We start from the raw sequence: 20,386 nt of genomic DNA, 5'->3' as shown, positions 1-20,386 counted from the left end.
CAGGATTCACCGGGACCGCTTTGCACACCTCTCCCGCCCGATCGGCGCTATTGTCATGGCAATAGTCTTCACGGAGAGTCCCATGCGCGTCGGTGTGCCCAAGGAAATCAAGAACCACGAATATCGCGTCGGCCTGACCCCGCCGTCGGTCGCCGAACTGGTCGCCGCCGGGCATGAGGTCATCGTCGAGACCAAGGCTGGCAGCGGCATCGATTTCGAGGATCAGGACTATATCGACGCGGGCGGGCGCATCGTCGCCACCGCCGCCGAGGTGTTCGACCAGGCCGAAATGATCGTGAAGGTCAAGGAGCCGCAGGCGGTCGAGGTCGCGATGCTGCGCCCGCACCATGTGCTGTTCACCTATCTCCACCTCGCCGCCGACAAGCCGCAGGCCGAGGGACTGATGCAGTCGGGCGCGACCTGCATCGCCTATGAGACGGTCACTTCGCCCCGTGGCGGCGTGCCGCTGCTCAAGCCGATGTCGGAAGTCGCGGGCCGCATGGCGGTGCAGGTCGGCGCGCATTACCTGGAAAAGCAGCAGGGCGGCCGTGGCATCCTGCTCGGCGGCGTTCCGGGCGTCGCGCCTGCCAAGGTCGCGATCCTGGGCGGCGGCGTCTCGGGCGTGAACGCGGCACAGATGGCGGTCGGCCTGCGCGCCGATGTCACCATCTATGACATCAACAACGACCGTCTGGCCGAACTGGACATGTTCTTCTCCAGCCAGATCAAGACCGCCTATGCGTCCAAGGCGGCGATCGCGGCGGCGGTGAAGAATGCGCATCTGGTCATCGGCGCGGTGCTGGTGCCCGGTGCGGCCGCGCCGAAGCTGGTCACCCGCGACATGCTGAAGACGATGAAGCGCGGTTCGGTGATGGTCGACATCGCGATCGACCAGGGCGGCTGCTTCGAGACCAGCCATGCCACCACCCATCAGGACCCGGTGTTCGAGGTCGATGGCGTGATCCATTACTGCGTCGCCAACATGCCCGGCGCGGTCGCCCGCACCTCGACCTTCGCGCTGAACAACGCGACCCTGCCCTTCGCGGTGAAGCTGGCGAACATGGGCGCCGAAGCCGCGATGAAGGCCGATGCGCATCTGGCGAACGGCCTGAACGTCTCGGGCGGCAAGATCCGCCACGCGGCGGTCGCCGAAGCGCTCGACCTGCCGTTCGAGGCCTGGGCGGGCTAAACTCCGTTCGCATTGAGCGAAGTCGAAGTGCAAGCCACGGTGTCCGCCACGAGGGTGGCCCCGTGGCCTTCGACTTCGCTCAGGCCGGACGGCTGTTGGGATCGCCCACCCCCGTTCGCGCTGAGCAGAGTCGAAGCGCACGCCCGGACCTCCGCCACATAGGCAATCCCTGACCTCCGGTTTTATTTGACTGAGCGGTGCGTGGGATAAGGTTCGCGCGGAGGCGCGGAGAGTTCACGTCCGGCCGACAGGCCGGTCTTTCATCATCAGGGTGCGTCATCGCCTTCGGCCGAACGGACCCCGATGGGTGCGTCTACCCCAAACCTCTCTGCGTCTCCGCGCCTTCGCGCGAACCATTGAAACAAATCAAGAACATGAGAGTTGGTCCCGCGAAAGGAATTCGCGATGACCGACAATCCCAAGACCGAACCCTTCTCCAATGCCGAGAAGGACCCCGATGACTGGACGACCGGCGACGAACCGATGACCGGCGCGCAGGCGAGCTATTTGAAGACGCTGTCCGAGGAAGCGGGCGAAGGGTTCGACGAAACGTTGAGCAAAGCCGACGCCTCCAAGCGGATCGACGCGCTTCAGGCCAAGACCGGGCGGGGCCAGTAAGCCCTTATTGCCCCATCATCCGCATCGCCTGATCGAGCAGCATCACCCGCTGCTCGATCGCCGGGCGGTAGGAGGCGTCGGCGGGGGTCAGTTGCAGGGCGCGTCGCCATAGCAACCGGGCCCTGGCGAAATCCCCCGCCCGCATCCAGGCCAGCCCCTCGAAGAAGAACGGCACCGGGTCGTTCGCCCCCAGCGTCCGCGCCCGGCGGAATGCGAATTGCGCGGCGGGCGACATCTGATTGCGGTCATGTGCGAACAGGACATTGCCCAGTTCGGTCCAATAGGGAACGCTGCGCGGATTGGCCCCGACCGCGCCCAGCATGATCTTCACCGCCGTCCGGCTGTCCCCCGACCGCGCCAGCGCATCGGCGGCGGTGAACATCGCCGCCTCGCCGCCATAACGCCCCAGCAACTGCCCGCGCAGGTCGATCAACGCCTCATTGTCCGACTGCCGGTCGGACGGCGGCATGGGCGCGGCGGCGGGCAGGGTCGGCCTTCCCTGCCATGCATAGCCGACCCCGCCCAGCGCCAGCGCGGCCCCCAGCATCGTCCAGAGCGGCCGGGGGAAACGCAGCCAGAACGCCAGCGCGATCGCCGCCGCCGCGAGGCCGAGAAGCGCGAGCCAGCCCATCAGCGTGCCCGCCGGAAGCTGGAGCGCGCGATCAAAGCGCCGACGCCCAACAACAGGATCGGCGTCGCCCATAGCAAGGCCGTCGCGCCCGACAGCGGCGGATCATAGCTGACATAATCGCCGTACCGTTCGATCAGCCAGTGGCGTATCGCCTCCGGGCTTTCCCCCTGGGCGATACGTTGGCGGACCAGTGCGCGCATATCGGCGGCCATGTCCGCATCGCTGTCGGCGATCGACTGGCCCTGACAGACGACGCAGCGCAATTCGCCCATCAAGGCGCGGGCCTGCGCCTCGGCGCGGGGGTCGGCAAGCTGGGTGTTGCCGTAATCGGGCGCGGTCGTGGCCGCCGCCAGCGCCAGGGCGAGGAACAGGCTCATCGCGCCGCCTCCACATCGCGGACGATCCGGTCGACCTGATCGGGGCGGATATCGCCGATATATTGCCGCACGATCCGCCCGCGCCCGTCGATCAGGAACGTCTCCGGCACGCCCGACGAGCCGAGCGACAGTTGCACCCGGCTGCGCGCATCGTTGCCGATCGCGGCATAGGGGTCGCCGTTGCGGAGCAGGAAGTCGGCGATGGCGGGGCCCTTGTCATGGATGGCGATGGCGTCGATCTCCACCCCCCTGGCCTTCAACGCCATGAGTTGCGGCGCTTCGGCGATGCAGGGGATGCACCAGCTCGCGAAGACGTTGAGCAGGCGCGGATGCCCCTTGCCGAAATCGCCGCTCGCCAGCCCCGGCTTGCCCGGCACCATCGGGTCGAGCCGGAAGTCGGGCAAGGGCTTGTCGACCAGCGTCGAGTGAACCGTGGTGTCGGACGGGCGCATCAGCCCGCTCGCCACCACGACGAACAGGATGGCGAAGGCCGCCAGCGGCACCCAGATCAGCCAGCGCTTCAGTCCCATAGCAACGCCCGTCGCCGCTGCTGCCAGCCCTTGAACCAGCGCCCGAACAGCGCCAGCGCCCCGCCCAGCGCGACCAGCGCGCCGCCCAGCCAGATCAACGTCACGAACGGCTTCCACCACAGCCGCAACTGCCAGCGACCGGTCGCCGCATCCTGCTGCCCCAGCACGGTATAGAGTTGCCCGTCCCAATGGGTGGCGATGGCGCTTTCGCTGGTGGTGGTCGGCGGATCGGTAAAGAAGCGCTGTTGCGGGCGGAGGGACTCCGCCGACCCGTCGCGCGTCGCGGTCAGCCGCGCCTCCAGCGCCGACCAGTTCGGTCCGATCGCCGGATAGATGCGGTCCAACTGCACCCGCCACGGTCCGACGATCGTGGCTTGCCCCGGATAGAGCGCGACCAGCCGCTCGGCGGTGAAGGCGCTGTCGCAGGCCATGCCGATCATGCTGACCCCGATCCCGACATGCGCGACGACCATGCCCCAGATCGGCAAGGGCGTGCGCCGCCAGTTGCGCCGGGTGATCGGCAGCACGCTGGCGACGATCAGCCCGACACCGAAGGACAGGCCCAGGAGCGGCAACGCCCCCATGCCCCCGGTCAGGGTCAACACCAGCGCGAAAGTCCCCGCCGCAGCAACCATCGGCCAGAGCATCCGGATCAGCACAGCCTCCGCCTGATCCTGCCGCCAGCGCAACATCGGCCCGACCGCCATGACCGCGACCAGCGCCAGCGCGATCGGCCCGGCGGCGGCGTGGAAGAAGGGTGGCCCGACCGACAGTCGCACCCCGAACCCGGCGGCGACCAGCGGATAGAGCGTGCCGATCAGCACGATGCCCAGGATCACCGACAGCAACAGGTTGTTGACGACCAGCCCGCCCTCGCGGCTGACAAAGGCGAAGCTGCGCCCCGCCCGAACCTGCCCGATCCGCGCGCCGAACAGGGCCAGCGCGCCGCCGATATAGAGACCCAGCAGCGCCAAGATGAACGCCCCGCGCCGGGGATCGACGGCGAAGGCATGGACGCTGGTCAAAATCCCCGAGCGCACGAGGAACGTCCCGATCATCGACATGGAGAATGCGACGACGGCCAACATCACCGTCCACGCCCGCAATCCGTCGCGCGCCGCCAGCACATTGACCGAATGGAGCAGCGCCGTCGCCGCCAGCCACGGCATCAGCGAGGCATTCTCGACCGGATCCCAGAACCACCAGCCGCCCCAACCCAGCTCATAATAGGCCCAATAGGACCCCGCCGTGATCCCGATGGTCAGGAGCACCCAGGCCCCCAGCACCCAGGGCCGCATCGCACGGGCAAAGGCCGGGCCGACCTGCCCCGTGACCAGCGCGCCGACCGCGAAGGAGAAGGCGACCGACAGCCCGACATAGCCCGCATAGAGCGTGGGTGGGTGGAACGCCAAACCGGGGTCCTGCAACAGCGGATTGAGCCCCTGCCCCTCCACGGCGGCTGGATTCAACCGCGCGAACGGGTTGGAGGCGAAGAGCAGGAACGCATAGAAGCCCAGCGCGATCGCGCCCTGCGCCGCCAGCGTCGCGACATGCGTCGCCCGGTCGAGCGCGCGTTCCCTCCATGCCACCAGCGCGCCGCCCGCCCCCAGGATCGTGACCCATAGCAGCATCGACCCTTCGTGATTGCCCCAGGCTCCGGCGAATTTGTAGATCCAGGGCTTGGCCGAATGGCTGTTTTCCGCGACCAGCCTGACCGACAGATCGGTGTTCAGGAACAGCGCGATCAGCGCCGCCATGGCGATGGCGACCAGCGCGCCCTGCACGATCGCGACCGGGCCGATCGCCGCCATCGCCTGCTCACCGGCGACATCCTTACGCCGCAGGCCAAGCACGCCCAGCAACAGTTGCAACCCCGCCAGCATCGCGGCGAACCAGAGCGCGGCAAGGCCCGCCTCGGCGATCATGGCTCCAGGCTCCGGCTCTCGTGCATATTGCCCGCCATCTCGGGGGGCATGTATTTCTCGTCATGCTTGGCGAGCAGATTGGTCGCGACGAAGCGGCCATCCGGCTGGAACTGCCCCTCGGCCACCACACCCGATTTCTCGCGGAACAGGTCCGGCGTGATCCCGGCGAAGGTCACGGGCGTCGTCGCCTTGCCATCGGTCACGACGAAGCGGACCGTCACGCCATCGGGGGCGCGGTGGACCGATCCCGCCTCGACCATCCCGCCCAGCCGTACCGCCCTGCCCAGCGGCAAGCCTTGCGCCTTCGCGTCCGAAGGCGTGTAGAAGAACGCCGCCTGGTCCTTCATCGCCGACATGGCGAGCAGCACCGCCGCGACGATCGCGGCCAGCGCCAGCAGCGCCAGCGCAAGGCGTTGGGATTTGGGCGTCATTTCTCGGCGCGCTTCATCGCCAGATAGCTGATCAGGGTGAGCGCGCCTGCGCCGCCCAGCATGACCGCATAGGCAGCCGCCACGAACGCCATCTGGTTCATGCCCGCGCCATCCGCCGCATCCGCGCCTCGGCCTTGGCCTTGGCGAGCAGGGTGCGCATCCGCATCAGCACGATGGCGGCGAACAGGAAGGTGAAACCGGCCAGCGCGATGGGCAGCGGCCAGAGCAGCGACTTGTCGATGCTGGAACCCGTCAGCCCGATCGACTGGCCCTGGTGCAGCGTGTTCCACCACACGACCGAGTAACGGATCACCGGCAACAAAGCGGTGCCCGCCAGCCCGTACAGAGCCGGAATCCGCCCGTCCCCTCCCCGATCCGCATCGGCGCGGGCGAGCGCGATATAGCCCAGATAGACGAACAGAAGGAGCAGCATCGAGGTCAGCCGCCCGTCCCATTGCCACCACGTCCCCCAGGTTGGCCTCCCCCAGATCGACCCGGTGGCGAGGCACAGCGCGGCGAACACCGCCCCCGGCCAGGCGATGGCGCGGCCCGCGACCTGCGCCAGCGGATGCCGCCAGACGATCAGCGACAGGCTGGCGATGGCGATCCCGCTCCACCCGCCCATGCCCAGCCAGGCGGCGGGTACATGGATGTAGAGGATGCGTACCGTCTCCCCCTGAAGATAATCGGGGGGCGTCTGCGTCAGACCCGCCCAGACCGCGACGGCGATCAGCACGACGCCCGTCCCCAGGAAAATCCCGGTCAACGGACGAGCGATCTTCAGGAAACGCGCGGGGTTCGCAAGGGTGTGCAGGGTGGCCACGATGACAGGACTGTAAGGCCGTTTTTCGACCGCGTCATCCGCCTTCTCCCTCCTTATTATGCCCCTCCCGCAGGCGGGAGGGGTTTGGGGAGGGCATGGGGTCTCACGGAGACCGTCGCTTGTGGCCTACCCTCCCCCATCCCCTCCCGTTTACGGGAGGGGCGTGAAACTCATTAAGCGTTGAACCCGATAACATCCTGATTCGTCTTATCCTCGCGACACTCCTAGCAGGAGGCGCAAGGCGCAAAGGGACCATTACATCATCATGCCAGCCTTCCACCGCCTGCCCTTCCTCGCCCTCATGCTGACCCCCGCCCCCGTCTCTGCCCAAACCACAGAACCCGAAACCATCATCGTCACGGGCCGCGGCCTGGCCGACCAGCCCGGCGACCGCGCGCTGGACGTGGTGACGATCGACCGCGACCGGATCATGCAGAACGCCTCGCAAAGGCTGGAGAACGTCCTCGCCGATGTCGCCGGCCTTCAGCAGTTCCGCCGTTCGGACAGCCGCTCGGCGCATCCGACCTCGCAGGGGATCACCCTGCGTGGCCTTGGCGGCAATGCGTCGAGCCGGGCGCTGCTGGTGCTCGACGGCGTGCCGCAGGCCGATCCGTTCGGCGGCTGGGTGGTCTTCCCGGCCTATGCCACGGGGCGGCTGGGGCGCATCCGGGTGACGCGCGGCGGCGGATCGGGGTTTTGGGGTCCCGGCGCGCTGGCGGGCACGATCGAGATGGACAGTGCGACCCCCGACCAACTCTCCCCCCTCGACCTGGCGCTATCCTATGGCAGCCGTGATTCGGTCGATGCGCAAGGTTCGACCTCGCTGGCGCGCGAGGGCGGGTTCCTGACCCTGTCTGGCGCCTATGCGCGCGGCGACGGCTTCACCCCCATCGTCGAGGGACAAGGCGGGCCCGCCGACCGCCCCGCCCCTTACGAGCAATATTCCGGCGCGGCGCGCGGCGTCATCGGCATCGCGCCTTCGACCGAGTTGCAGATGACCCTCGCCGCCTTTCACGACGCGCGCGATCGGGGGACCGACTTCACCGACAATCGCTCGGACGGCGCGGATGCCAGCATCAGGCTGGTCGGGCGCGGGGCATGGGGCTGGTCGGCGCTGGGCTATGTCCAGACACGCCAATTCGCCTCACGCTACGCCAGCGTGAACGCCGCGCGGACGGCGGCGACACTGACGCTCGACCAGTATAATGTCCCCGCGACCGGGCTCGGCGCACGAGTGGAGGTGTCGCCGCCGCTGGGCGATGCGGTCACGCTGCGGCTGGGTGGCGATATCCGCGACACCAGCGGCCGGACGCAGGAACTCTACACCTATGTCGCCGGGCTCCCCACGAGGCGGCGCGAGGCGGGCGGCGCGACGCGGACCATGGGGCTGTTCGCCGATGGCAGCGTCGAAACAGGTGTCCTGACCGTCACCGCCGCCGCGCGGGTGGACGACTGGCGCATCCGGGGCGGAAAGCTGGACGAAAATATACTGGCGACCGGCGCGGTGCTGACCGACACCGATTTTGCGGATCGCTCGGGACAGGAGTTCACCGGGCGGCTCGGCCTCGCGATGCGACCTGTCGAGCCATTGACCCTGCGCACCGCCGCCTATCGCGGGTGGCGGCTGCCGACGCTCAACGAATTGTACCGGCCGTTCCGCGCGGGAGCCGATGCGACCGCCGCCAATGCCGCGCTGAACCCCGAACATGTCGAGGGGGTGGAAGGCGGCTTCGACCTGACCCCGGCAAGGGGCTTGCGCCTGTCGGGGACGTATTTCCTTAACCGGCTGACCGATGCGATCGCCAATGTGACGATGGGGCGCGGACCGGGAACATTTCCCGGCGTCGGCTTCGTCGCGGCGAACGGTGTGTATCGGATGCGGCAGAATCTCGACGCGATCCGCTCGCAGGGGTTCGAGCTGGAGGCGATTGCCAGCAGCGGACCGGTCAGCGCGCGCGCCTCCTGGTCGCATGTCAGCGCGCGGGTCGAGGCGTCCGGCATTGCCGCACCGCTCGATGGCCTGAGACCGGCGCAGACACCGCGCGACCAGCTATCGGCGACGCTGGCGGTCGAACATCGCGGAGCGGCTCTGAGCGGGACCGTGCGGCATATCGGTCGCCAGTTCGAGGATGACCAGAATAGCCGTACCCTCGCCCCCGCCACGACGCTGGACGCCTATGCGGCGATGCCGGTCGTTCGCGGCTGGTCGATCGAGGCGCGGGCGGAGAATCTGGCCGATGCGCGGGTCGAGGCGACCTATAGCGGCGCGGGGCTGATCGAGCGGGCGACGCCCCGGACGTTGTGGATCGGGGTGCGGACGCGGTTGTGAGCAAAGGGGCGTGCACTTCGACTTCGCTCAGTGCGAACGGGGTTCAGTACCCCGCTCCGTTCAGCCTGAGCGAAGTCGAAGGCCACGCCCCGTCAGGCCCGCCGCTTCACCAACGCCGTGCGCAGACACCGGCACACCACCTCGTCCCGCTGGTTCAACGCCTCATGCCGGAACGTCACCAGCCCGGCCCCCGGCCGCGACTTGCTCTCGCGCAGGGCCGTCACCTCGCTCGTCGCGCGCAGCGTGTCGCCCAGGAACACCGGCGCGGGCATGACCAGTTCGTCATAGCCCAGATTCGCGACCAGCGTCCCCAGCGTCGTCTCCCCCACCGATAGCCCGACCATCAACGAGAAGGTGAAGGTGCCGTTGACCAGGATCCGTCCGAACTCGCTGGCCTTCGCCGCCTCGGCATCGATGTGCAGCGGTTGCGGATTATGGGTCATGGTGGAGAAGAGCAGATTGTCCGTCTCGGTCACGGTGCGACGGATGGGATGGTCGATCCGGTCGCCGATCGTCCAGTCCTCGAAGACGCGCCCGCTCATGCCGCATCCTCCGCGACGATGCGGACCAGCGCAATACCCTCCGCCACCTGTCCGCCGGCTTGCGCCATCAGGTCGGTGACGGTGCCGTCGAACGGCGCGGTCAGGACATGCTCCATCTTCATCGCCTCCAGCGTGACGAGCGGCTGGCCCGCGCTGACCGTCTGTCCCTCGCTGACCGCCACCGCGATGATCCGGCCGGGCATGGGCGACAGGATCGCGCCGTCCCCCGCCCCGCCCGCCGCGAGGCCATCCGCGCGCCAGCGGGTGAAGGACCAGCTTTGCCCGCCCTCGGAGATCAGCAGTTGGTCGGAAGGCGAAGGGGGCACCTCTCCCGCCTCGCTGTAATCGACCGTGATCGGCTGGCCGTCGAGCAGAAAGCGCGAGGTCCGCCGGGGCGCGGCGTTGAGGCGGAAGCCGATGAGGTCGTCCTGCCCGATCAGCGCCGCCGCCGCCTCGGCCAGCGCCTCTTCGGAGGGCTCGGTCGGTGGCATCAGCGACTCGCCCTCGCGCGCGATCAGGCCGGTATCGACGCGGCCGCTGGCGAAGTCGGGATGGTCGAGCGCCTGCACGAGGAACCCGGCATTGGTGCGGACCGGCCAGATCACCGCCTCGTCCAGCGTATCGGCCAGCATTTCGCGGGCGTCGTCCCGGCTTTGCCCGTGCACGATGACCTTGGCGATCATCGGGTCGTACCAGGGGGTGATCTCCGCGCCTTCCTCGACTCCCGTGTCGATACGGATCGCGGGGTCGTTCCCTAAGTCGAACACCTCCAGCGTGCCGATCGCGGGAAGGAAGCCCCTGGCCGGGTCTTCGGCATAAAGCCGCGCCTCGATGGCGTGGCCGTGGATCGCGAGCTGTTCCTGCGCCATCGGCAAGGGCTCGCCCGCCGCGACGCGGAGTTGCCACTCGACCAGATCGACACCGGTGATCGCCTCCGTGACGGGATGCTCGACCTGGAGCCGCGTGTTCATCTCCATGAACCACACCCGGTCGGCGCGAAGCCCCTCGGAGGCGTCGGCGATGAACTCGATGGTCCCTGCGCCGACATAGTCCACGGCCTGTGCGGCACGGACTGCGGCACCGCACACGGCTTCGCGGGTCGCCTCGTCCATGCCGGGCGCGGGCGCTTCCTCGATCACCTTCTGGTGGCGGCGTTGCAGCGAGCAATCGCGCTCGAACAGATGCACGACCCGGCCATGGCGGTCGCCGAACACCTGCACCTCGATATGGCGGGGCGAGAGGATGTATTTCTCGATCAGCACCCGGTCGTCGCCGAACGAAGCCGCCGCCTCGCGACGGCAGGAGGCCAGAGCCTCGGCGAAAGCGGCGGGGTCGTCGACGCGGCGCATCCCCTTGCCGCCGCCCCCGGCGACCGCCTTGATCAGGACGGGATAGCCGACCGCATCCGCCTCGGCGGCGAGGCGGTCGGGGGACTGGTCCTCGCCCAGATAGCCGGGGGTGACCGGGACTCCGGCGGCGATCATCCGCGCCTTGGCGGCGTCCTTCAGGCCCATGGCGCGGATGCTGTCGGGGTTCGGCCCGACCCAGACCAGCCCGGCGGCGATCACCGCCTCGGCGAACCCGGCATTTTCAGAGAGGAAGCCATAGCCGGGATGGATCGCCTCCGCCCCGCTGTCCTTCGCCGCGGCGAGGATTCGGGCGGCATCGAGATAGCTTTCCCGCGCCGGAGCCGGGCCGATCAGGATGGCTTCATCGGCCAAGCGGACGTGCAGTGCGTCCGCATCGGCTTCCGAATAGACCGCGACGGTGCGCAACCCCATCTCCCGCGCGGTGCGGATAATGCGGCAGGCGATCTCGCCACGATTGGCGATGAGGAGGGATTGGAACATGCTTTAATCCTCATTCCTCCCCAAGCTGTGCTTGGGGAGGGGGACCATGGCGATAGCCATGGTGGAGGGGCGATGGGAATACCGACGAAGCCGGGCCGGACGGTTCGGAAAGCGCGTGCTCTCAGGCGTGATTTGACGCTGCCCGAGGTCGTGCTGTGGCGCGTCCTCCGCGAGCGGCCCGAAGGGTTGCGGTTTCGCAGGCAGCATCCGGCGTGGGCCTATGTGCTGGACTTCCACTGCCCGGCGGCGAGGCTGGCGGTCGAAGTGGATGGCGAGGTCCACGGGCGTGGTAATCGACCGGAGCGGGATACTCGGCGCGATGCATTTTTGGGCGAGCATGGGGTGGCGGTTTTGCGCATACCCGCTGGGGATGTGCTTCGCGATCTGGATAGCGTCGTGCGTTACATCGTCGCGCAGGCTCGCGACCGCTTGCCCCTCCATCTTCCTGCGGACGGTCCCCCTCCCCAAGCACAGCTTGGGGAGGAATAAGCGGCCTTCTTCATTCCTCCCCATCTTCGATGGGGAGGGGGACCGCCGCGAAGCGGTGGTGGAGGGGCATTCCCCGATCACATCCGGAACACCCCGAACCGGGGCGCCTCCGCGATCGGAGCATTCAAACACGCATCCAGCGCCAGCCCGAGGACATCCCGCGTCTGCGCCGGATCGACGATGCCATCGTCCCACAGTCGCGCGGTGGCGTACCAGGGATTGCCCTCGTCCTCGTAACGCTGGCGGATCGGGGCCTTGAACGCCTCCGCCTCCTCCGGCGTCCAGTTCTCCGCATCGCGGTGGACGGTCGCGAGCACGCTCGCGGCCTGCTCGCCGCCCATCACGCTGATCCGCGCATTGGGCCAGGTGAACAGGAAGCGGGGCGAATAGGCGCGCCCGCACATGCCGTAATTGCCCGCGCCGAAGCTGCCACCGATCAGCACCGTGATCTTGGGCACCTGCGCCGTCGCCACCGCCGTCACCAGCTTGGCGCCATGCTTGGCGATCCCCTCCGCCTCGTACCGCCCGCCGACCATGAAGCCGGAGATGTTCTGGAGGAACAGTAGGGGGATACGCCGCTGGCACGCCAGTTCGATGAAGTGCGCGCCCTTCTGCGCGCTCTCCGAGAACAGCACACCGTTATTGGCGAGGATCGCGACGGGCTTGCCATGGATATGCGCGAAGCCGCAGACCAGCGACGCACCGTACAACGCCTTGAATTCGTGGAAGCGCGAGCCATCGACCAGCCGCGCGATCACCTCATGCACGTCATAGGGCGCGCGGACATCCTGCGGGATCAGGCCGTATAGTTCCTCCGCCGAATAGAGCGGTTCGTCCGGCTCCGCGAGGTTGACGTCGGGCAGGACCTGAGGCGGCAGCGTCTCGACGATGTCTCGGACGATCGACAGCGCATGGTCGTCATCTTGCGCGACATGATCCACCACGCCCGACTTGCGGCCATGGGTGTCCGCACCGCCCAGTTCCTCGGCGGAGATGACCTCGCCCGTCGCCGCCTTCACCAGCGGGGGCCCCGCCAGGAAGATCGTCCCCTGCCCGCGCACGATCACCGTTTCGTCCGACATGGCCGGGACATAAGCGCCGCCCGCCGTGCAGCTTCCCATGACGCAGGCGATCTGCGGAATGCCCGCCGCCGACATCTGCGCCTGGTTGAAGAAGATGCGGCCGAAATGATCGCGGTCGGGAAAGACCTCCGCCTGGTGTGGCAGGTTCGCGCCGCCGCTATCGACCAGATAGATGCAGGGCAGCCGGTTCTCGAGGGCGATCTCCTGCGCCCGGAGATGCTTCTTGACGGTCAGCGGGTAGTAAGTGCCGCCCTTCACCGTCGCGTCGTTGGCGACGATCATCACCTGGCGGCCATGGACGCGACCGATACCTGCGATCATCCCCGCGCCGGGGACGGCATCGTCATACAGGCCGTTGGCGGCAAGCTGGCCGATTTCAAGGAAGGGGGAACCGGCGTCGAGCAACTGCTCCACCCGGTCGCGGGGGAGGAGTTTTCCGCGTGCGACGTGACGTTCGCGGGAGGATTCGCTGCCGCCAAGGCCCGCCCGCGCCACATCGGCACGCAGGCGCTCGGCGAGCGCGCGGTTATGCCCGGCATTGGCGCGAAAGCCCGGATCGTCGCGCGACACCCGGCTGCAAATCGCCGCCCCCATCAATTCCTCCCCATCTCTGATGGGGAGGGGGACCGCCGCGAAGCGGTGATGGAGGGGCGAGGGGCTTGCCCCTCCACCATCGCTGACGCGATGGTTCCCCTCCCCAAGTACAGCTTGGGGAGGATTGAAGCGGTCGTCATTGCGCCACCTTTTCGAACTTGCCGATCAACTCGCGCCCGATCAGCATCCGGCGGATCTCGTTCGTTCCCGCGCCGATATCGAGCAGCTTGGCATCGCGCGCGAAGCGTTCGACCGGCCAGTCCTTGGTATAGCCCGCCCCGCCCAGCGCCTGGATCGCCTCCATCGCCACCTTCACCGCATTCTCGCTGGCGAGCAGGATCGCGCCCGCCGCGTCGAACCGGGTGGTCCGCCCCGCATCGCAACTGCGCGCCACCGCATAGACATAGGCCCGCGCCGAATTGAGCGCGACATACATGTCGGCGATCTTGGCCTGGATCAGCTGGAACTCGCCGATCGCCCGGCCGAACTGCCGCCGCTCGCGGACGTAAGGCACGACCACGTCGAGGCACGCCTGCATGATGCCGAGTTGAATTCCCGCCAGCACCGCGCGCTCATAATCCAGCCCGCTCATCAGCACGCCGACGCCGCCGTTCACCGGCCCCATCACCTGCGCGTCCGAGACGAAACAGTCGTTGAAGACCAGCTCGGCGGTCGGGCTGCCGCGCATCCCCATCTTGTCGATCTTTTGGCCGATCGCAAAACCGGCCATGTCCTTCTCGATCAGGAAGGCGGTGATCCCCCGGCTCCCCTCGCCCGTCTTGGCATAGACGACCAGCGTGTCGGCATAGGGCGCATTGGTGATCCAGAACTTCGTGCCGTTCAGCACCCAGCCGCCCTCGGCCTTCACCGCGCGCAGCTTCATCGACACGACGTCGGACCCCGCCGACACCTCCGACATGGCGAGGCTGCCGACATGCTCGCCCGAAATCAGGCCGGGGAGATATTTCGCCTTCTGCTCCGCATTGGCCCAGCGGCTGATCTGGTTGATGCACAGATTGGAGTGCGCGCCATAGGAGAGCCCCAGCGAGGCGGAGGCGCGCGACACCTCCTCGATCGCGACGACATGCTCCAGATAGCCGAGACCCAGCCCGCCATCCGCCTCGTCCACCGTGATGCCATGCAGGCCCAGCGCACCCATTTCGGGCCAGATGTCGCGGGGAAACCAGTCTTCCGCGTCCATCCGCGCGGCGAGCGGTGCGATCCGGTCGGTCGCGAAGCGGCGTGTCGCCTCACGGATCATGTCCGCGCTTTCGCCCAGCGCGAAGTCGAAATCCTCGATCATGTCCTCTCCAAGCGGCTCTTTGAGTCCGTTACCCCGCTTTAAACGGATATTACCCAAACGCGCAATCTTCGTTCCAGCCTCGGTTGCATCGCCCGATGCCGGGGCGGATCGAAAGGCCGATCCAAACATTTGCAACTGGTCGCGAAACTCTTCATGTGGCAGGAACGAGAGGATTTGATCACCTGATGGCCACCCGTCCCGTCGCCACCGATCCAGGGCAAGATATTACCGCCTGCGACCGGGAACCCATCCATATTCCCGGGGCGATACAGCCACATGGCCTGCTGCTGGTCGCCGATGCCGCGACGCAGCGGATCGTCGCGGGCGCAGGGAATATCGAGGACCGGCTGGCCTCCGAATGGCTGGATCGCCCCTTGTCCGAACTGCTCGGACAGGAGGTAGCGAAGATGGTCGCGGCCATGCCGATCGGGCCGGGCTCGGCGGTCGCCGCCGTCCCCGTCGACGGGTCGAACGAAGCCTTTTCGGTCACCGCGCACCGCGTCGCGGGCGAACGGGTGCTGATCGAGCTGGAACCCAGCATCGCCGATGCTCCCTGGGGCCGGGGCAGCCCGCTCGCCTGGCTGGACGCGGCGGCGACGAGCTTCGAGCGGACTGGCGACCTGGCGATGCTGTTCGACCGGGCGGCGACCACCTTTCGCCTGCTGACCGGCTTCGACCGGGTGATGGTCTATCGCTTTCTGGACGAGGATGCGGGCCGCGTCGTGGCCGAGGCGCGCGCGCCGGAATTGCAATCCTTCCTCCACCATCACTTCCCCGCATCGGACATTCCGAAGCAGGCCCGCGCGCTGTACGTCCGCAACAGGACGCGCTGCATTCCCGATATCGGCTATGTCCCCGCGCCGCTCCGCCCCGCCGGGTTCGAGACGCTGGACCTCAGCGACGTCGCATTGCGCAGCGTGTCGCCCATCCATCTGCGCTATCTGGCGAATATGGGCGTGGTCGCCTCCGCGTCGATCTCGATCGTCAAGGACGGGGTGTTGTGGGGCATGGTCGCCTGCCACCATCACAGCCCGCGCCGCCTGTCCGCCGAACTGCGCGCCGCCGCCGCCGCGCTGGCGGGCGGCCTGGCGCGTCAGATCCGGGCGCGCGAGGAGGCCGAACTCTATCGCGAGCGGCTTCGCCTGCGCGCGGCGGAGGACGGCATATTGCCGCGCGTCGTCGGGCCGGGCGATATCGTCCCCGTCATTCGCCGCCTGATGCCGGACCTGATGACCATGCTGGGCGGGACCGGCTTTGCCATCATCCATGGCGGCAAGGTGCATGACCATGGCATCTGCCCGCCCGCCCTCGCCTCGCTCGACATCGCGCAGACGGTGACCGCGCGTACCGCCGGCGAGTTGTTCGTCACCCATCAACTTGCCGACGCGATGCCCGAGACCGCACCGCTGGCCGCCACCGCCAGCGGCGTGCTGGCCCTGCCGCTGGTCGATGGCGGGATCACGCTGTTGTGGTTCCGTGCCGAGCAGGTCGAGGAGGTCGAATGGGCGGGCAATCCGCACAAGTCGGTCGCCGCGAACCCCGATGCCACCCTGACCCCGCGCGCCTCGTTCGACAGCTGGCGCGAGACGGTGCGCGGGCGTTCGCGTCGCTGGACGATGGAGGAAGTGGAGTCCGCCCATCGCCTCCGCCGGGCCCTGCATGAAGCGTCGCAGAACCACCGGCTGCGCGGGCTGAACAGCGCGTTGCAGCGGACGCTGGACGACAAGGAAGCGCTGCTCCAGCAGAAGGACGTGCTGATGAAGGAGGTGGACCACCGGGTCCAGAACAGCCTCCAGCTCGTCTCGTCCTTCCTGTCGCTCCAGGCCAAGGCGGCGGGCGATCCCCATGTGCGCGAGCAGTTGAACGAGGCGCAGGCACGGCTGTCCGCCGTCGCCCTGGTCCATCGGCGCCTCTACCGCGACGACCAGATCCAGACGGTCGATCTCGCCCGTTATCTGGAGGATCTGGTCGGCGACATGCGCCAGTCAATGGGTCGCGACTGGTCGGCGATGATGCGCATGGACCTGACGCCGATCCTGATGCCGACCGATCGGGCGATCAACCTCGGGCTGGTCACGACCGAGTTGATCATCAACGCCACCAAATATGCCTATGACGGCGCCGCGGGGCCGGTAACGATCACGCTGGAGCAATATGGCAATCGCCTGCGCCTGATCGTCGCGGACGAGGGGCGTGGCAAGGGCGACGATGAGGTCGACGACGGGCGCGGCTTCGGCAGCCGGATGATGGCCGCGATGATGCAGCGCCTGTCGGGTACGATCGAATATGACGACAACCAGCCGGGCCTCCGCGCCATCGTGATCGCCCCGATCGCGGATTGAGGGGGAAGCCTTCGGGGCTCTAACCTCCGTTCAGCCTGAGCGAAGTCGAAGGCCAAGGGCATAATTACCCCAAAGGTACCACCCCGGCGAAGGCCGGGGTCCAGTTTTTGGCATCCTTTCGGAGCGTCAAAATGCTTCGCATCCGGACCTCGGCCTTCGCCGGGGTGGAGGGGAATAAAAGTGAGGCGAATCCCATAGCCTTCGACTTCGCTCAGGCCGAACGGAGGGTGGGGGTTACGCCGCTTTGCCGTAAAGGGCGAACACAACCTCTGCGGCCTTTACCGCCCGGTCGATCCACGCCTCATCCCCCGCCGCCGCGTCCAGCGCATGGCGGAAGTCGCGCCATTCCCCCGGCCCGAAGCCGGACTGGAGATAGGCCTTGGGCAGCCCCTCTCCCACCCGCCGGGCGAGCATCACCCCGCCCAGCCGCGATCCTTCCGTCACATACAGCGCGCCCCAGCGCGCCGCATCGTCATCCGACAGATCGAGCGTCAGGGGTTCGGGCATATCCCACCCCAGCGCGCTCAGGTCCGCCGCCAGCGCCGCACGCCGCGATCGCCAGGGAAAGCCGATCCGCCGCCCCGACAACCAGTCCTCGACCACGGGCAACGCACGCGCATGGGCGATCAGGAACGCCGTGTAGCTTTCCCGATCGTCCAGCCGATAGGCGCCATAAGCGGCATCGACCGCCTCATGCGCGGGACCGGTGCGCGCGCGCAGGATGGCCGATGCGCTGTCGCTTATTTCAGGCAGGCGACGATCCCCGCGATCACCGCCAGCGTCTCTTCCGGATCGCGCACGCGGACCGTGTCGAGGCCCAGTTCCTTGGCGGGATAGTCGTTGCCGCCGGGAAAGATCGCGTCGCCGATGAACATCATCGCGTCGAGGGGAATGCCGCTGGCGTCGCGCAGCTTCTTGAGCCCGTACGCCTTGTCGACGCCCTCACGGGTGATGTCGATCGAGGTCGCACCGCCCATGTTGATCGACAGGCCCGGCAGGCGCTGCTTGAGATCGGCCTGTATGATCTTGCGCTTCTCGAACTTGGGGTCCCAATGTTCCTTGGCGTCGATCGGCGCCTGCTGGCCGAGCGCGGAGAAGGTGATCTGGCTGCCGCGATCCTCGATCCGCTCGCCCCAGGTCTGCTCCGGCACGAAGCCGGTCGCCTCCAGCGCGGCGTCGAACGCCTCCAGGATCTTGGCCTTGGTCGCATCGTCGAACAGTTCGGCATAGACCGGGGTCCATTGGCCGTCCTGATAGGTGTAGAGCTTGGTGCCGGTGGTCGGCATCAACCACAGCTTGCTGCGGTCGGCGCGTTCGGGCAGGCGGCTCGCCACCTGCTTGTCGAACTGCGGCCAGTCACCGCCCGAGATCACCGCGACATGCGCGACGTCGAGCAGGTCGGCCAACGCCTCCCCCATCGGTTCGCCCAGAGGCTGTTTGCTTTCGGCCAGCGTACCGTCGAGGTCGAACGCAACCAGTTGCTTCATGAAGGCACTCCGATTCTGGGCATGATGATAGTATTGATGGCATAGGCCACGCCATCGTCCGCGTTGGAACGGGTGTGTACCGATATCTGTTCCCTAACAGCGTCCGGCGCATTCGCCATCACGATCGGCAGGCCCGCGCGTACCAACATGGGAAGGTCGTTGGCCTGGTCGCCCAGCACCGCGACCTGTTCCAGCGGCACGCCGAACGCCTTGGCCAGCATAGCCACGCCATCGCCCTTGTTCGCTTGCAGCGCGGTCACGTCAAGATAATAGGTCTGCGACTGGGCTATGGTCGCCGCCCTGCCATGCGCTTCATTCGCCTTGTCATGCAGGCCACGCAGCAATTCGGCGTCGTCGCTGACCAGCGTGATCTTGTCGACCTTGTCGATCAACGCGGCAAAATCCTGCGTCACGACCGGTTCCTGCGACGACGCCTTGCGCTCATGCTCGACATGGGTGCCCTCGGCGCTGCTGGCGTACCAGCGATCGTCGGCGAAGACCCAGATGGCGACCGGGTTCTCGGCCGCCATCGCCAGCACGTCCTTCACGACCTCGGCCGGCACCCGGAATTGCACGTCGATCGAACCGTCACGACGGAAGACGGTGCCCCCGTTGAACGCCCCGATCGGCGCGTCGATCGCCAGTTCCTCGGCCAGCCAGCCCAGCCCCGATCGCGGCCGGGCGCTGATGATCGTGAAGCCCACACCCGCCGCCTCCAGCCGCTTGACGGCGGCGATGGTGGCGGCGCGGAGTTTCTTGTCCGGATCGACCAGCGTGCCATCGACATCCGACACGACCAGCCGGATGGGCGGGCTCATTGCGGGATTTCGGTGTGGCCGCCAAAGCCGAAGCGCATCGCCGACAGCACCTTGTCGCCGTATGTATGCTCGACCCGGCTGCGATAGCGCGCGAAGAGCGAGGCGGTCAGGACATTGGCCGGAACCTTCTCCTCCATCGCCGCGTCGATCGTCCACTGGCCCTCGCCCGAGTCCGCGACATGGCCCGAGAACTGCTCCAGCATCTCGTCCTTGGCCAGCGCGATGGCGGTCAGGTCGAGCAGCCATGACGAGATCACGCTGCCGCGCCGCCAGACCTCGGCAATGTCGGTCAGGTTCAGGTCGAAGCGTTCGTCCTCGGGCAGCTTGTCGCTGTTCTTCGACTTCAGGATGTCGAAGCCCTCGGCATAGGCCTGCATCAGGCCGTACTCGATGCCGTTGTGGATCATCTTGACGAAATGACCGGCACCGGCGGGACCGGCATGGATATAGCCCTTTTCGGCGCGCGGATCGACCTTGTCGGCGATGCGGCCCGGCGTGCGGACGATATCGCCCGTGCCGGGGGCGAGTGCCTCGAAGATCGGATCGAGATGGTCGACCGTTTCCTTGTCGCCGCCGATCATCATGCAATAGCCGCGCTCCAGGCCCCAGACGCCGCCCGAGGTGCCGACATCGACATAATGGATGCCCTGTTCCGCCAGCGTCTTGGCGCGGCGGATATCGTCCTTGTAGAAGCTGTTGCCGCCGTCGATGACCACGTCACCGTCCTTGGCCAGCCTGGCGATTTCCGCGATCGTGTCCTCGGTCGGGCCACCGGCGGGCAGCATCACCCACCAGATCGCCTTCTCGGCCAGCTTGGCCGCCATGTCCTCCAGCCCCGTGGCCGCCTCCGCGCCGTCCTTGGCGAGCGCCTGCACCGCCTCGTCGCTGCGATCCCAGGCCACCACCTGATGCCCAGCCAGCATCAGGCGGCGCGCGATGTTGCCACCCATGCGGCCAAGGCCGACCAGACCGATCTTCATGCGGAACTCCATTATGTTCTTGGTGTCGTAAAAAAGGGAAAGGCCC

The 20,386-nt window shown here is 67.5% G+C and carries 19 protein-coding genes; 5 read left to right on the top strand and 14 right to left on the bottom strand.

What is annotated here, in order from left to right; translation table 11 throughout:
* The first annotated feature begins 82 nt into the window (after positions 1–82).
* Positions 83–1,189 carry an alanine dehydrogenase gene (gene ald / locus SM191_RS08840; protein ID WP_341505868.1) on the top strand — a complete coding sequence of 369 codons (1,107 nt, stop codon included), beginning with the start codon at positions 83–85 and terminating at the stop codon, positions 1,187–1,189.
* 405 nt (positions 1,190–1,594) lie between these two features.
* Complete coding sequence (locus SM191_RS08835; protein WP_267434766.1) at positions 1,595–1,807, top strand: DUF3072 domain-containing protein; 213 nt, start codon at positions 1,595–1,597, stop codon at positions 1,805–1,807.
* Positions 1,808–1,811: 4 nt separating this feature from the next.
* On the opposite strand, the gene SM191_RS08830 is transcribed toward SM191_RS08835, so the two are convergent.
* The 6 genes from SM191_RS08830 to ccmC form a co-directional block, all read right to left on the bottom strand.
* Positions 1,812–2,438: a tetratricopeptide repeat protein gene (locus SM191_RS08830; protein ID WP_341505867.1), complete on the bottom strand. Its 627-nt coding sequence runs from the start codon at positions 2,436–2,438 to the stop codon at positions 1,812–1,814.
* Entirely contained in the window at positions 2,438–2,815 is a 378-nt protein-coding gene (locus tag SM191_RS08825) for a cytochrome c-type biogenesis protein (protein WP_341505866.1), read from the bottom strand. Before SM191_RS08825 ends, SM191_RS08830 begins: the two co-directional genes overlap by 1 nt.
* Positions 2,812–3,339: a redoxin family protein gene (locus SM191_RS08820; protein ID WP_341505923.1), complete on the bottom strand. Its 528-nt coding sequence runs from the start codon at positions 3,337–3,339 to the stop codon at positions 2,812–2,814. Before SM191_RS08820 ends, SM191_RS08825 begins: the two co-directional genes overlap by 4 nt.
* On the bottom strand, positions 3,336–5,270 hold the full coding sequence (locus tag SM191_RS08815) for a heme lyase CcmF/NrfE family subunit (RefSeq protein ID WP_341505864.1): 1,935 nt from the start codon (positions 5,268–5,270) through the stop codon (positions 3,336–3,338). Before SM191_RS08815 ends, SM191_RS08820 begins: the two co-directional genes overlap by 4 nt.
* A complete protein-coding gene (ccmE, locus tag SM191_RS08810) occupies positions 5,267–5,701 on the bottom strand; it encodes a cytochrome c maturation protein CcmE (protein WP_341505863.1) in 435 nt (144 codons plus the stop codon). Before ccmE ends, SM191_RS08815 begins: the two co-directional genes overlap by 4 nt.
* A 97-nt stretch (positions 5,702–5,798) precedes the next feature.
* On the bottom strand, positions 5,799–6,524 hold the full coding sequence (gene ccmC / locus SM191_RS08805; RefSeq protein WP_341505862.1) for a heme ABC transporter permease CcmC: 726 nt from the start codon (positions 6,522–6,524) through the stop codon (positions 5,799–5,801).
* Between the two features lie 265 nt (positions 6,525–6,789).
* On the opposite strand from ccmC, the gene SM191_RS08800 reads away from it, so the two are divergent.
* Positions 6,790–8,853 (top strand): TonB-dependent receptor, encoded by a 2,064-nt coding sequence (locus tag SM191_RS08800; RefSeq protein ID WP_341505861.1) that lies wholly within the window; start codon positions 6,790–6,792, stop codon positions 8,851–8,853.
* 92 nt (positions 8,854–8,945) lie between these two features.
* On the opposite strand, the gene SM191_RS08795 is transcribed toward SM191_RS08800, so the two are convergent.
* Together SM191_RS08795 and SM191_RS08790 are read right to left on the bottom strand one after the other, a co-directional pair.
* A complete protein-coding gene (locus SM191_RS08795) occupies positions 8,946–9,395 on the bottom strand; it encodes a MaoC family dehydratase (protein WP_341505859.1) in 450 nt (149 codons plus the stop codon).
* A complete protein-coding gene (locus SM191_RS08790) occupies positions 9,392–11,245 on the bottom strand; it encodes an acetyl/propionyl/methylcrotonyl-CoA carboxylase subunit alpha (RefSeq protein ID WP_341505858.1) in 1,854 nt (617 codons plus the stop codon). Before SM191_RS08790 ends, SM191_RS08795 begins: the two co-directional genes overlap by 4 nt.
* Positions 11,246–11,377: 132 nt before the next feature.
* Between SM191_RS08790 and SM191_RS08785 the strand changes: the two genes are divergently transcribed.
* Positions 11,378–11,734, top strand: a complete 357-nt coding sequence (locus SM191_RS08785; RefSeq protein WP_445949834.1) for an endonuclease domain-containing protein — start codon at positions 11,378–11,380, stop codon at positions 11,732–11,734.
* A 77-nt stretch (positions 11,735–11,811) separates the two neighbouring features.
* On the opposite strand, the gene SM191_RS08780 is transcribed toward SM191_RS08785, so the two are convergent.
* Together SM191_RS08780 and SM191_RS08775 are read right to left on the bottom strand one after the other, a co-directional pair.
* Positions 11,812–13,410: a carboxyl transferase domain-containing protein gene (locus tag SM191_RS08780; protein WP_341505857.1), complete on the bottom strand. Its 1,599-nt coding sequence runs from the start codon at positions 13,408–13,410 to the stop codon at positions 11,812–11,814.
* Between the two features lie 136 nt (positions 13,411–13,546).
* Positions 13,547–14,713: an acyl-CoA dehydrogenase family protein gene (locus SM191_RS08775; RefSeq protein WP_341505856.1), complete on the bottom strand. Its 1,167-nt coding sequence runs from the start codon at positions 14,711–14,713 to the stop codon at positions 13,547–13,549.
* Between the two features lie 185 nt (positions 14,714–14,898).
* On the opposite strand from SM191_RS08775, the gene SM191_RS08770 reads away from it, so the two are divergent.
* A complete protein-coding gene (locus SM191_RS08770; protein ID WP_341505855.1) occupies positions 14,899–17,055 on the top strand; it encodes a histidine kinase dimerization/phosphoacceptor domain -containing protein in 2,157 nt (718 codons plus the stop codon).
* Positions 17,056–17,289: 234 nt separating this feature from the next.
* Here the strand turns inward: SM191_RS08770 and SM191_RS08765 are convergent, their stop codons facing one another.
* The 4 genes from SM191_RS08765 to gnd form a co-directional block, all read right to left on the bottom strand.
* Positions 17,290–17,664 (bottom strand): biliverdin-producing heme oxygenase, encoded by a 375-nt coding sequence (locus SM191_RS08765; protein WP_341505853.1) that lies wholly within the window; start codon positions 17,662–17,664, stop codon positions 17,290–17,292.
* A 131-nt stretch (positions 17,665–17,795) separates the two neighbouring features.
* Positions 17,796–18,542: an HAD-IIB family hydrolase gene (locus SM191_RS08760; RefSeq protein ID WP_341505852.1), complete on the bottom strand. Its 747-nt coding sequence runs from the start codon at positions 18,540–18,542 to the stop codon at positions 17,796–17,798.
* The gene (locus SM191_RS08755; RefSeq protein ID WP_341505851.1) at positions 18,539–19,360 is read right to left on the bottom strand and encodes a Cof-type HAD-IIB family hydrolase; all 822 of its coding nucleotides are present in this window, start codon (positions 19,358–19,360) and stop codon (positions 18,539–18,541) included. The genes SM191_RS08760 and SM191_RS08755 overlap by 4 nt, the downstream gene beginning before the upstream one ends.
* Entirely contained in the window at positions 19,357–20,340 is a 984-nt protein-coding gene (gnd, locus tag SM191_RS08750) for a phosphogluconate dehydrogenase (NAD(+)-dependent, decarboxylating) (protein WP_341505850.1), read from the bottom strand. The genes SM191_RS08755 and gnd overlap by 4 nt, the downstream gene beginning before the upstream one ends.
* Positions 20,341–20,386: the final 46 nt, after the last annotated feature.

The sequence above is a fragment of the Sphingomonas sp. 2378 genome (assembly GCF_038084995.1).
Taxonomy (GTDB): domain Bacteria; phylum Pseudomonadota; class Alphaproteobacteria; order Sphingomonadales; family Sphingomonadaceae; genus Sphingomonas.
Note: the sequence above shows the minus strand (reverse complement) of the source record. Positions and strands in the feature narration are given on the sequence as shown.